Origin of the sequence: Flavobacterium sp., assembly GCF_044377315.1 — a bacterium.
Lineage (GTDB): Bacteria > Bacteroidota > Bacteroidia > Flavobacteriales > Flavobacteriaceae > Flavobacterium.
In genome coordinates this window covers 1-12494 of the sequence record NZ_JBILJG010000010.1, presented here as the reverse complement: position 1 = coordinate 12494, position 12494 = coordinate 1, and the positions used below count along the sequence as shown (strand labels likewise).

General features: G+C 31.5%; 11 protein-coding genes, 1 tRNA gene and 1 pseudogene. 9 read left to right on the top strand and 4 right to left on the bottom strand.

All coding sequences use genetic code 11. The annotated features are described in order from the left end of the window. Positions 1 to 262 precede the first annotated feature (262 nt). Together ACIQ66_RS04580 and ACIQ66_RS04575 are read left to right on the top strand one after the other, a co-directional pair. A complete protein-coding gene (locus ACIQ66_RS04580; protein WP_396211628.1) occupies positions 263 to 1747 on the top strand; it encodes a hypothetical protein in 1485 nt (494 codons plus the stop codon). 22 nt (positions 1748 to 1769) lie between these two features. Next, positions 1770 to 2264, top strand: coding sequence for a hypothetical protein (locus ACIQ66_RS04575; RefSeq protein ID WP_396211627.1), 495 nt, complete (start codon positions 1770 to 1772; stop codon positions 2262 to 2264). Between the two features lie 150 nt (positions 2265 to 2414). On the opposite strand, the gene arsB is transcribed toward ACIQ66_RS04575, so the two are convergent. The 4 genes from arsB to ACIQ66_RS04555 all read right to left on the bottom strand — a co-directional run bounded on the left by arsB (position 2415) and on the right by ACIQ66_RS04555 (position 5094). Continuing rightward, a complete protein-coding gene (gene arsB / locus ACIQ66_RS04570; RefSeq protein ID WP_396211626.1) occupies positions 2415 to 3446 on the bottom strand; it encodes an ACR3 family arsenite efflux transporter in 1032 nt (343 codons plus the stop codon). 49 nt (positions 3447 to 3495) lie between these two features. Beyond that, complete coding sequence (locus tag ACIQ66_RS04565; RefSeq protein WP_396211625.1) at positions 3496 to 4113, bottom strand: protein-tyrosine-phosphatase; 618 nt, start codon at positions 4111 to 4113, stop codon at positions 3496 to 3498. Positions 4114 to 4256: 143 nt separating this feature from the next. Then, on the bottom strand, positions 4257 to 4736 hold the full coding sequence (locus tag ACIQ66_RS04560; RefSeq protein ID WP_396211624.1) for a DUF6428 family protein: 480 nt from the start codon (positions 4734 to 4736) through the stop codon (positions 4257 to 4259). Positions 4737 to 4770: 34 nt separating this feature from the next. After that, positions 4771 to 5094: an ArsR/SmtB family transcription factor gene (locus ACIQ66_RS04555; RefSeq protein ID WP_396211623.1), complete on the bottom strand. Its 324-nt coding sequence runs from the start codon at positions 5092 to 5094 to the stop codon at positions 4771 to 4773. 140 nt (positions 5095 to 5234) lie between these two features. On the opposite strand from ACIQ66_RS04555, the gene tpx reads away from it, so the two are divergent. The 7 genes and pseudogenes from tpx to ACIQ66_RS04520 all read left to right on the top strand — a co-directional run bounded on the left by tpx (position 5235) and on the right by ACIQ66_RS04520 (position 12443). Beyond that, entirely contained in the window at positions 5235 to 5732 is a 498-nt protein-coding gene (tpx, locus tag ACIQ66_RS04550) for a thiol peroxidase (protein ID WP_396211622.1), read from the top strand. Positions 5733 to 5742: 10 nt separating this feature from the next. Beyond that, positions 5743 to 6117, top strand: a complete 375-nt coding sequence (locus ACIQ66_RS04545; protein WP_396211621.1) for a diacylglycerol kinase — start codon at positions 5743 to 5745, stop codon at positions 6115 to 6117. 16 nt (positions 6118 to 6133) lie between these two features. Next, the gene (locus ACIQ66_RS04540; protein ID WP_396211620.1) at positions 6134 to 8599 is read left to right on the top strand and encodes a DNA translocase FtsK; all 2466 of its coding nucleotides are present in this window, start codon (positions 6134 to 6136) and stop codon (positions 8597 to 8599) included. A 1-nt stretch (position 8600) separates the two neighbouring features. Further along, a complete protein-coding gene (locus tag ACIQ66_RS04535) occupies positions 8601 to 9242 on the top strand; it encodes an outer membrane lipoprotein carrier protein LolA (protein ID WP_396211619.1) in 642 nt (213 codons plus the stop codon). Positions 9243 to 9251: 9 nt separating this feature from the next. Beyond that, positions 9252 to 10691: pseudogene (locus ACIQ66_RS04530) on the top strand (LptF/LptG family permease); the annotation flags it as partial. A 385-nt stretch (positions 10692 to 11076) separates the two neighbouring features. Beyond that, a complete protein-coding gene (ribB, locus tag ACIQ66_RS04525) occupies positions 11077 to 12210 on the top strand; it encodes a 3,4-dihydroxy-2-butanone-4-phosphate synthase (protein ID WP_396211618.1) in 1134 nt (377 codons plus the stop codon). Positions 12211 to 12358: 148 nt separating this feature from the next. Next, a tRNA-Ser gene (locus ACIQ66_RS04520) sits at positions 12359 to 12443 on the top strand. The last annotated feature ends 51 nt before the right edge of the window (positions 12444 to 12494 follow it).

Here is a 12494-nt window from a genome sequence, read left to right as displayed (position 1 = left end):
TTGCAATAGAACGGGTATAATTTTAATTAAAAGTTAATTTTTTGTCAGAAAGATTTGGTGAATTCAAAAATTGTGATTACTTTAGTACGAAACTTCTCCTAGAGCTAAGAAGTTTTGGCGATTGTTAAAAAAAAATCCTACTAACTAACTATTTTGTGTACCAAAACTGAAACGTAAAACAAACATTTTGAAAAAATTAATCGAAAAGGTTAACGCAAAATGAAAAGAAAACTTTTTTTTTAACATATTAAATTTTAAAATTATGAAAAAAATTATTTTAATTTTCGCGTTTTTAAATTCTATTTTGACATTTAGTCAAATTCTAGATTGTCCAGATTATCCAAATCCAGACTTTGTTCAACCACCTAGTGCTTTATATAGTAGGTCTGTATTAGCTCCACCACCAGAATCTACTAAATATGTCTTTAATGTCAAGTTTCACATTGTAAAAAACACTAACGGAACAGGCGTAACGGCTAATTATGGAGAAAACGAAGTAATGAACGCAATTCTAATATTAAACACTCATTTCAATAAGTATAATATTTTTTTTAAATATATTGGATTTGATGTTATTAAGAATTCGTTGTATATGAAGATACGTTCTTTCAATGGCGGTGCTCAAAATCAGAATGCTGCACACCCATTTTTTTCTGAAATGGTGCAATATAGTAAGACAGGAATGACAAATCCTGTTTATGATTATAATGCAATGAATTTGTATATTGTTGAGGCTATTGACATAAGTACTGTAAATTCATCAGCTCAAACATCAGGCGTAGCCAACAGACCTGGAATAAACAGTGCTTTTGCATATAATAGATTACTTACTGCAACCTTGCCTCATGAAATTGGACATAATTTCAATCTGCTTCATACTCATCAAGGTTATGGCACCGCTAATTGCGAGTTAGTTGATGGATCTAATTCCGATACTGCTGGAGATTTAGTAACAGATACACCTGCTTCTCATATTCCATCTAGTCTCTTTGTTAGCCCTACTTGTGGTTATCTTAATCCAATAAATGCAACAGATTGTATGGGAACCGTTTATGTTAATTGTCCAGTTAAAAATTTCATGAGTACCAATACTGGTGGACCATGTAGACAAATTGGCGCAGATTTATTGCCTGGAAATGCAGAATTTACACAAGGACAAGCCAATAGAATGCGAGAACAAATCGAAGCCTACTACAACAGCCCTACAAATATTTATGGTTATAGAAATGCAAAAAATGAAATTGAGAGCTTATACGAGCCATTTGCAGTAGTAGATGTTGGCAGTTCATCAACTAGCAATACAACAGCTTATTCAAAAACTTATACCCCAAATGAAACAAATACTGGTGCAAATGTTTGGAATTGTCCGACCTATACTTTACGTTTCCAAAAAGGATTTAATTGGATATTCTCAAATTCTACTATAGGAACTTTAAATAAAACAGTTACCGATCAATATAACTATTCAATAAATAACCACTTGGTAAACGTACAAATCCCCTATTTGGGAAGTGAAGTTCATCAAGCTGGAGGTATTGAATGTTTTAGTTCTTTTGAGCCCTATATAAAAGGTGATGTCAAGTCATTGCCTAATTTAGGTTCTCCAGTTATAATGTATGAAACATTAGATCAAATTAAAGCATCAGACCCAAACTTATTTGAGCAATTACAGTCTCAAGAATATCATATAATTACTAAAGAAACAGAGTCGGGATTTGTTAACCAAAAAACTATATTTAAGAACTAAATCATAATTTAATCAATATATAATGAAAAGTATAATACTAATTTCTTTTGCTTTTATAATAACTTCTTGTTCAAAAAATTGTGAAGTCGTACCTGTAAATTCAAATTCTCATAATCTTCAAGAATTGGGTCTGTCATCAAATAATATATATCCACGTTGGCCTGATACATATCAAGATTTGGGTGATAACCAATGGTTTGATAGAAAAATTGGTGATACATTAATAGTGTATAGAAGAGATCAAGTTACTGAGGATTCAGGAGACGGAATTGAATATAGATTTCTTATAAAAACAAAACAATCAATTATACCACTAAATGTTAAACGTATAAGTTTTGATGCTCATATTGAACCCCAAAGACTAAATCAATTAATGTTTGATAAACCTATAGTAAATTTTCGGTTACAACAATATACTGAAAATGAAGTTTTAGCTTGCGAAATTGAAACACCAAATGGTGATTATTTTCTACGGTCTCCTTTGGTTGATAGAATGTGGGTTATATTAAATGATTAAAATTTTTACAATTTAACAGAAAAGCGATTAATAATTATTAATCGCTTTTTTTATTTACCATATAATTACAACAACCGCCAACAACAGTTCCAATAAATAGCTAAGTTGTGCTTATTATAAAATTAGTTTTGTATTCTTGGTTTTCAATGTTTAACCAAAATACTTCTTGCGCAACCAAAACGCCACATTTACTAAGATAATCAAAGCAGGAACTTCTACTAAAGGTCCAATTACACCAGCAAATGCTTGTCCGCTGTTAATACCAAAAACACCTATGGAAACAGCTATAGCTAACTCAAAATTATTGCCCGAAGCGGTAAACGATAACGCAACAGCATCTCGATAATTGGCGCCGATTTTCTTGGCAACAAAAAACATCAAAAAAAACATAATCGCAAAGAAGATTACTAACGGAATAGCAATTCTAATGACGTCCATTGGCAAATCGACCATCATTTCGCCTTTTAGGCTGAACATAATTACAATGGTAAAAAGCAAAGCCACCAAAGTAATAGGCGAAACAAACGGAATAAATTTTTGATTGAACCATTTTTCGCCAGCGTATTTTTTTATCGCAAAGCGGCTAATAACTGCTAACGCAAAAGGAATTCCGAGGTAAATTCCAACCGTTTTTGCAATTTCGACAATAGTAATATTGAGTTCCAACCCTTTTATTCCGAATAAAGGCAACATAATTTCCAAATAGAAATAAGCATACAAACTGAAGAAAAATACTTGTAATAAACTATTAATTCCGATTAAACCAGCGGTTAATTCGCGATTGCCTTCGGCTAATTCGTTCCACACAATAACCATTGCAATGCACGGCGCAATTCCGATAATGATTAAACCTGTCATGTATTCGGGATAATCTTTTAGGAAAAAAGTAGCCAACAAAAACATTAAAAACGGCCCAACAATCCAAGTGATAAAAAATGAAGCTGTCAATAATTTGGGCTGTTCAAACATTTGTGGCACTTTAGAAAAATCGATTTTGGTCAATGGAGGATACATCATCAAAATCAATCCAATTGCCAACGGAATATTAGTTGTACCTGAAGAAAACGAGTTAATAAAATCGGCTGAATTAGGAATAAAATATCCAATACCAACGCCAATTAGCATGGCTATAAATATCCAAAGTGTTAAAAATCTATCTAAAAAGTTGAGGCGTTTTTTCATGTTGTTTAACTACTAAGCGAACAATGAAGGCACAAAGTTCACTAAGATTTTAAAGGTTCGTTTTTATTTGAGAAAACACAAAATACATCTCGCTGGCGATTTGTAAACTGCGTTCTGTGTATTTTTCGTTCATTACATCCGTTCCGTCAAAGGCTTTTGGATCATCGTATTTTATTGAAAATCTTGCTTCTGCACCAAAAACCATCGGACAACCTTCATCGGCATTATTGCAAGTCATGATGGCTCCAAACTTACTTTTCGGATTAAAACTATCAAAATATGTTTTAGAAAAACAAATGATTGGATGCTGATTTTCATCAATTTTTATAGCATAAACTGAATTCTGTGTTTCACTCAGTTTCTGAATTTCAAAACCTTGATTGGCCAATGTTTCGCCAACTTTTGGAAACATAGCAGTAGCTTCAGTTCCACCAGAATAGCAAAATATAGTTTGAATTTCGAAATGAAATGCCATTGTTTGCGCCCAAACTTGCGACAAATGACTTCTTCGAGAATTGTGTGTGCAAATGAAGTTTAGCCGAATTTCTTTATTGGAATTTACTTTATTTTGAACATACTCAATCAAAGGTTGTAAAACTTCCTTTCTTTCATTTGGAACAGAAATTTTTGAAACTAACTGTATTGTTTTTGATAGATTTTCTAGCATATATATATATTTACCACAAAGCGCACAATGAAGGCATAAAGCTCACAAAGATTTTAAAATTTTTAACTGTTATTTTTTACCACAGATTTCACAGATTAGCACAGATTTCTTTGAGAAACTTCTTGAAAACCTTGTGCTACTTTTTAACAACAACCAGAATCAGGCGTGCAACAAGAAGTTACTTCTTTTTGCTTCCACTCGCCTATTTTAGTATTCAATTTTTCAACAGGAATTCCGCAATTATCCTTTGCTAAACAATCGGTTAATTTTGATTTTAATTGAAAATTAGTTCCGTCAAAATGTAAACTGAATTTTCCAATAGTTTCTTTCATTTGGTATTCTACCTCAATTTCTAAATCTGGAATTTGAAGTTTTTCTTCAGATAATTCAATAATGTTAAGTAATTTTTCTGGATGCAATCTATGATCATAATCCTTTGCTTCCCAAAGTTGAAAATTTACTACTTCTTCATTTCTTATAACGCCACCACAATCGATAAAATGTTTTGATATTTTACCAACTTCTGTAATGTGAAAATGATTTGGAACTAATTCTCCATTAGGTAATTGAAAGGCAATTTTAGAAAGTTTTTTTAACTTGTTTTTTAGTTCTGATAGTTTCATTTTTAGTAATTAGTGATTAGTAAATAGTGATAAGCTAACAACATTTGTTTTTTAGTTTGTGACGAATTATGCCAAAATGATTTTCAATTTTATCGATGGTATCAGGATTTATACAATAGCAAATAGCAGTTCCTTCTATATTTCCTTTTATGATATTGGCGTTTTTTAATTCTTTTAGATGCTGAGAAACAGTTGGTTGCGCCAGTGGCAATTTGTTTACAATATCGCCACAAATACAGGTGTCAACCGACAATAAATAATCGACAATTGCAATTCTTGCAGGATGCGAAAGTGCTTTAAATATCTTGGCCATTTCGTTTTGTTCTGCCGAAAAAGATTCTAATTTAGATGCTCCCATTTTTATAAAATTATTATATTGCAATATTACGATATACAAATATAATAAAGTGACTATTTTATGTTAAATTTTATAATCAAATGATTTTTCCCTATTCGGAAATAATTTCATACTTTTGAATTCTCAAAAAATATAAAAAAATGGCATCAATAACATTAGGCGGAAACCCAATACATACAAATGGTTCGTTACCGCAAGTAGGTTCAAAAGCAATTGATTTTCAATTGATTAAAAATGATTTATTAGAAGCAACTTTAGCAGATTTTGCAGGAATCAAATTAGTTTTAAACATCTTTCCAAGTATTGATACTGGAACTTGTGCTACATCGGTAAGAACTTTTAATGCAAAAGCAAGCGCATTAGAAAACACAAAAGTGTTATGTATTTCGAGAGATTTACCGTTTGCACAAAAACGTTTTTGCGGTGCAGAAGGATTAGAAAATGTAGTGAATTTATCTGATTTTAAAGAAGGTAGCTTCGGAAAAAATTATGGTTTAGAAATTGTAGATGGTCCGTTAGCAGGATTACATTCAAGAGTTGTGATAATTATAGATGAAAATGGAGATGTAAAATATGCCGAACAAGTTGGAGAAATTGCAGACGAACCAAATTACGATGCCGCTTTAGCAGCATTATAATAGTATTTATATGGAATTTGAAAGAGATAAAACTTTTTTCACAGGAAGATTTAAAAGCATGGGATTTGCACTAAATGGTGCTATCAAATTGATTACAACAGAACACAGCGTAATGGTTCAGAGCGCATTGGCAGTTTTGATGATTATAGCTGGTTTTTATTTTGAAATCTCTCATGAAGAATGGTTGGTGCAAACATTAGCAATTGGTTTGGTTCTAGGAATTGAAGGATTAAACACTGCTGTTGAAAAAGTAGCCGATTTTATTCATCCAGAATACCATGAACGCATTGGTTTTATCAAAGATATTGCAGCCGGTGCTGTATTTTTTGCAGCAATGACAGCCATTGCGATTGGTTGTATCATTTATATTCCGAAGTTTTTATAAAAAAAGCAAAATTACAATGACTAAAACATCAAAAAAAGAAACAACTAAAAAAACAGAATCTACCGAAAACAGGAATTTTTGGAAGCTTTCAAGACAGCAGAAAATGCTTTTTGGAAGTTTACTCGTTCTTTTTTCAGTAGCACTTTTGGTCTCATTTATTTCTTTTTTTATTTATGGTCAACAAGATCAAAGCATTTTAACTGAGCTTGCTAGTCGCGAAGAAACTTCTGGCAATTGGTTAGGAAAATTTGGTGTTTTTTTAGCCGATTTCTTTATTTACAAAGGATTTGGTATTTCTTCTTTCCTATTTGTCAAATTAATTTTCTTAACAGGTGCGTTTTTAGCTTTAGAAATTTCATTCAAAAAACTAAAAAATATTTGGTTTTGGGATTTGTTTGTAATCATTATTCTTTCGGTTCTATTTGGTTTTTTTGCCACTTCAATGCCTGAACTTGGAGGAACCATTGGTTTTGAAATGAATCAATTTCTACAAGATTACATAGGTAAAACTGGAACACTTTTAGTTTTGGTATTTGGACTTTTGATTTATTTGATTTTCAAAATAAAAATGTCGCCTGAAACAATCAAATCATTTTTTGAAAAAAAGAAAAAAGAAATTAAAGATGAACTAACGCCAGCAACAAAATCTTCAAGCGATTTATCTTATAATTTAGAAGAATTTGCTGTAAATGAAGACGAAGAAGAAAACCAAGAAAAAGTTCCCAATTATTTTGATAAAGAGGATGAAGAACTCCCTGAACCTGTTTTAAAATCGACTTCACAATTTGAAATCAATAAAGAAGATTTGAAACCAACCATTTCACATTCTTCTGAAATTAACTTAGAAACAACTTCTATTCAAAAACCTGTTGAAACTATTTCATCAACTGAAGAATTTGTAATAGAAACAGCTCCCGAAGAAGATATTTTTGAAGAAAATTTATCCTCTCGCCTAGTCGCCGATTTTGGTTTGTTTGATCCAACTTTAGAATTGTCAAATTATAAATTTCCAACATTAGATTTATTAAAAGAATATACTTCGGGCGGAATTACCATTAACCAACAAGAGTTAGAAGACAACAAGAATAATATTGTTGAAACGCTTCGTAATTATAAAATTGAAATTGCTCAAATTAAAGCAACGGTTGGTCCATCTGTTACCTTATATGAAATTGTTCCAGAAGCCGGAATTAGAATTTCAAAAATTAAAAGTCTTGAGGATGATATTGCGCTTTCACTTGCCGCATTAGGAATTCGTATTATAGCACCAATGCCGGGAAAAGGAACAATTGGCATTGAAGTTCCGAATAAAAATCCGACCATGGTTTCGATGCGAAGTGTTATTGGTTCTCCAAAATTTCAAGAAGCTGAAATGGAATTACCAATCGCTCTGGGAAAAACAATTTCAAACGAAACATATGTTGTCGATTTAGCCAAAATGCCTCACCTATTGATGGCTGGTGCTACTGGACAAGGAAAATCTGTTGGTTTGAATGCTGTTTTAACTTCGCTTTTATACAAAAAACATCCTGCAGAAGTGAAATTCGTTTTAGTCGATCCGAAAAAAGTAGAATTGACACTTTTTAATAAAATTGAAAGACATTATTTAGCCAAATTACCAGATTCTGAAGATGCAATAATAACAGATAACAGTAAGGTAATTAACACATTAAACTCTCTTTGTGTAGAAATGGACAATCGCTATTCTTTACTAAAAGATGCGATGGTTAGAAATATCAAAGAATACAACGATAAATTCAAGCAAAGAAAATTAAATCCAGAGGCTGGGCATCGTTTTTTACCTTATATAGTTTTGGTTGTCGATGAGTTTGCCGATTTGATTATGACCGCTGGTAAAGAAGTAGAAACACCTATTGCTCGCTTGGCTCAATTGGCTCGTGCTATTGGAATTCATTTAATTATAGCAACCCAACGACCATCGGTAAATGTAATTACAGGCATGATTAAGGCTAATTTTCCTGCGAGAATAGCTTTTAGAGTAACGTCAAAAATTGATTCACGTACCATTTTAGATACTGGAGGAGCAGATCAATTGATAGGTCGAGGCGATTTACTTGTTTCTAACGGAAATGATGTAATTCGTGTACAATGTGCCTTTGTTGACACACCAGAAGTTGAGAAAATAGTTGAATTTATTGGATCACAAAAAGGATATTCAGATGCTTATATGCTACCTGAATTTATAGGTGAAGAAAGTAGTTCATCATTAGATATTGATATTTCAGAAAGAGATGCCTTATTTAGAGAAGCCGCCGAAATAATTGTAACAGCTCAACAAGGTTCGGCATCATTATTGCAAAGAAAATTGAAACTGGGTTACAACCGTGCCGGAAGATTGATAGATCAATTAGAAGCAGCAGGAATTGTAGGTCCATTTGAAGGAAGTAAAGCTAGAAGTGTAAACATTACTGACTTATCTTCTTTAGATCAATTTTTAAACAATGAACAAAACAATTTTTAAAATGAAAAAGATTTTTCAAATTTCTTTATTCTTACTTTTAAGCCTAACAACACAGGCACAAGACAAAAAAGCAAAAACATTATTAGACGAAGTAACAGCAAAAGTAAAAAGTTATGCTAATATTGTAATCGACTTTAAATATACTCTAAACAATTCTAAGGAAAACATTAACCAAGAAAGTAAAGGAAATGTTACTATCAAAGATAATTTATATGTGTTGAATATTATGGGAGTTACTAAAATGTTTGATGGCAAAAAAAATTACACAATCAATCCTGAAGATGAAGAAATTACGATAACAAAATTTGATGAAAAAGATGATACTTCGATTTCTCCAAACAAAATGTTGACGTTTTTTAATTCGGGTTACAAATACTCTTGGGATATTTTACAAAATGTAAAAGGCAGAAAAATTCAATATATTAAGCTTATTCCAAACAACACTAAAGATTCAAGAAAAGAAATTTTGCTAGGTATTGATATTCAGACTAAACATATTTACAACCTTATAGAAACAGGAAAAAATGGTACTAAAACTACCTTGACTGTTAATTCTTTCAAAACCGATCAGCCATTGTCAAAAAATCAGTTTACATTTGTTCAAGCAAAATATCCAAAATATTACATCAACAAACTAGACTAATCTTTTGTTTTGAAAATTCTTGATCGCTACTTACTAAAAACTTTCCTAACAACATTAACTACGGTTTTTGTTATCTTATTCTTTATTTTTATATTACAAACCGTTTGGTTGTTTATTTCAGAATTAGCTGGTAAAGATTTAAATTTTTTAATGGTAGTGAAATTTTTATTGTTTTCAATGCCAAGAATTATTCCGTTAGTGCTACCGCTATCAGTACTACTTGCTTCTATAATGACTTTTGGCGATTTGGCAGAAAACTATGAATTTGCCGCCATGAAATCGTCTGGAATTTCATTTCAAAGAACACTAAAAACATTGACCGTTTTTATTTTTATACTAAGTATTGGGGCTTTCATATTTGCCAATAATGTAATTCCTTATGCAGAATATAAATTTATAAATTTTAGAAAAGACATTGCCCAACGCACTCCTGCAATGGCAATAGCCGAAGGTCAGTTTAGCAATGTAGGTAATTACAATATTAAAGTTGATAAAAAGTCTGGCGAAAACGGAAATATTTTAACTGGAATTACCATTCACAAAAAAGCAATAGATGGCAGCGGAAATAAAACTGTAATCAAAGCTAAAAATGGATTGCTAATTAGTAGTGAAGATTCAAATAATTTGCAATTAGTTCTAAATAATGGCTATTTTTATGAAGATTTGATTCCAAAAAAATATGAAGAACGTATCAGATTACCATTTGCCAAAAGTTCTTTTAAAAAGTATGTAATCAACATGGATTTGTCTAAACTGACGAGTTCAAGTTTTGAACAAGGTGAAATCACAAACACCGACAATATGCTCAATGTCAGAGAACTAAAATACACCATCGATTCGCTTGCTACTAATTTAAAAAAAGACAAAATTTCATTTGGTGATAATAGTTACTCAAGAACAGGCATCACAACTCCATCCTATTATTTTATAAATTCAAAGGATAGTTTGGTCAAAAATAGTAACGTTAAAAATCCTATTTTAAAAAATTATACTACTATTCAAAGAAAAACTATTCTTCAAGTTGCATCAAGTAGTGTTGATAATATAATAATGAGTATTGAAAGTTCTAAAACAGAACAAGAAGAAAAACAAAAATATATAAACGTACATTGGATAGCGCTATACGATAAGTTTGTCATTGCGTATGCATGTATCTTGATGTTCTTTATTGGTGCGCCACTTGGTTCCATAATAAGAAAAGGTGGTTTGGGTTTACCCATTGTTTTTGCAGTAACAATTTTTATCATTTTTCACTTTATCAATTCCTTTGGAAAAAGATTTGCCTCACAAAATGGAATGCCACCATTGTTAGGAACTTGGATGTCTTCAATGGTGTTGACACCACTAGCAATTTTGCTTACTTACAGAGCAATTAATGATATTGGCGGAATGATTTCATTTGATTTTAGTCTAATTAAAGATTTTTTCACCAACTTATTTACTTCTAAAGCAGCAAAAGAAAGACAACTTGGCGTTTCATTGGATCAAAACGTAAAAAAAGAAATTCCACCTTTAGCATCAGAAATTGAAAAATATAGTAATAATAGTAAATTTGCTATTATAAGTTTTGTAGCTTTTGTAATGATGGTTCTAATTTTATTAATTTTACCAAAAACCATTCTATTTACGGGCATTGCAAGCATCTTCATTTTGGCAATATTATTACATTATATATATGAATCTCAAAATAATATTGAAAAAATAGGAACTATAACCAATCAAAAAGTTGTTCCACAAAACGCACTAGTAGTAGTACTTTTATTTCCAATTTACATTCTATTTTATTTCAGAAACAAAACCTTTTTGAAAAATTTAAAATAATACAACTAACAACATGACTGACAACAAAATTAAACTCAACTCTATAGAAGAAGCCATTGAAGATATTCGTCAAGGCAAAGTTATTATTGTAGTTGATGATGAAGATAGAGAAAACGAAGGAGATTTTCTGGCTGCAGCCGAAAAAATTACTCCCGAAATGATTAATTTCATGGCAACTCATGGTCGTGGTTTGATTTGTGCTCCACTTACAGAAAGCCGTTGCAAAGAATTAGAACTTCATGCCATGGTAACTAACAATACCGACATAATGGAAACGGCTTTTACAGTTTCTGTAGATTTAAGAGGAGATGGAGTAACAACAGGAATTTCGGCAAGTGACAGAGCAAAAACAGTTAAAGCGTTAGTAAATCCAGAAACAAAACCGCACGATTTAGGTCGTCCAGGACATATTTTTCCATTAATTGCCAAACAAGGAGGTGTTTTAAGGCGAACTGGTCACACAGAAGCCGCGATTGATTTTGCAAGACTTGCCGGTTTTAAACCAGCTGGAGTAATTGTAGAAATCATGAATGAAGATGGTACAATGGCAAGATTACCACAACTGGTAGAAGTAGCTAAAAAATTTGATTTGAAATTAGTTTCGATTGAAGATTTAGTTGCTTATAGAATGCAGCATGATAGTTTGATTGTAAAAAAGGAAGATTTTGAAATACAAACACGTTTTGGTCAATTTAGACTTCGTGCTTACCTTCAAACTACCAACAAACAAGTTCACCTAGCGCTAACCAAAGGTACTTGGAATAAAGGAGAATCTATAGTAACTAGAATAAATTCGACACAAATTAATAATGATATCTTAGGAACCTTAACTAATAATGCAGACAAGAAATTAGATGATATGTTTAAACTGATAAATGAAGCTGGTAAAGGAGCCGTTTTATTTATTAACCAAGAAATCAAATCGTTGGATTTATTAAATCGTTTAACCGAATTAAAGATTTTACAAGAAAAAGGTATAAACAAAGCACCACAAATCAAAATGGATTCAAAAGATTTTGGAATTGGCGCACAAATTCTTCATGATATAGATATTTCAAAAATCAAGCTTGTTTCAAATTCGGAACAGACCAAAAGAGTTGGAATGATAGGTTATGGACTTGAAATTACAGAATATGTTGGCTATTAAGATTACTATTTTGAATCTTAAATTGAACAAAATGAAATGATTATAAAAACATTGAAAAAAATAATATTTTTTTGATGTAAATCTATTTGGAAAACCAAAAAAGGTTACTATATTTGCAACCGCAATCAGAAAATGATTGTGATTTATTGGAGAAATGGCAGAGCGGTCGAATGCGGCAGTCTTGAAAACTGTTGACTGTAACAGGTCCGGGGGTTCGAATCCCTCTTTCTCCGCGAAAGAAAACCGATTAGCATAGCTAATCGGTTTTTTTATTTCAAAAAAAT

What these genes read in the sequence shown, in the direction of transcription:
- ACIQ66_RS04580 (WP_396211628.1), top strand. Translation starts at nt 263, where the DNA reads ATGAAAAAAATTATTTTAATTTTCGCGTTTTTAAATTCTATTTTGACA.
- ACIQ66_RS04575 (WP_396211627.1), top strand. Translation starts at nt 1,770, where the DNA reads ATGAAAAGTATAATACTAATTTCTTTTGCTTTTATAATAACTTCTTGT.
- arsB (WP_396211626.1), bottom strand. Translation starts at nt 3,446, where the DNA reads ATGAAAAAACGCCTCAACTTTTTAGATAGATTTTTAACACTTTGGATA.
- ACIQ66_RS04565 (WP_396211625.1), bottom strand. Translation starts at nt 4,113, where the DNA reads ATGCTAGAAAATCTATCAAAAACAATACAGTTAGTTTCAAAAATTTCT.
- ACIQ66_RS04560 (WP_396211624.1), bottom strand. Translation starts at nt 4,736, where the DNA reads ATGAAACTATCAGAACTAAAAAACAAGTTAAAAAAACTTTCTAAAATT.
- ACIQ66_RS04555 (WP_396211623.1), bottom strand. Translation starts at nt 5,094, where the DNA reads ATGGGAGCATCTAAATTAGAATCTTTTTCGGCAGAACAAAACGAAATG.
- tpx (WP_396211622.1), top strand. Translation starts at nt 5,235, where the DNA reads ATGGCATCAATAACATTAGGCGGAAACCCAATACATACAAATGGTTCG.
- ACIQ66_RS04545 (WP_396211621.1), top strand. Translation starts at nt 5,743, where the DNA reads ATGGAATTTGAAAGAGATAAAACTTTTTTCACAGGAAGATTTAAAAGC.
- ACIQ66_RS04540 (WP_396211620.1), top strand. Translation starts at nt 6,134, where the DNA reads ATGACTAAAACATCAAAAAAAGAAACAACTAAAAAAACAGAATCTACC.
- ACIQ66_RS04535 (WP_396211619.1), top strand. Translation starts at nt 8,601, where the DNA reads ATGAAAAAGATTTTTCAAATTTCTTTATTCTTACTTTTAAGCCTAACA.
- ribB (WP_396211618.1), top strand. Translation starts at nt 11,077, where the DNA reads ATGACTGACAACAAAATTAAACTCAACTCTATAGAAGAAGCCATTGAA.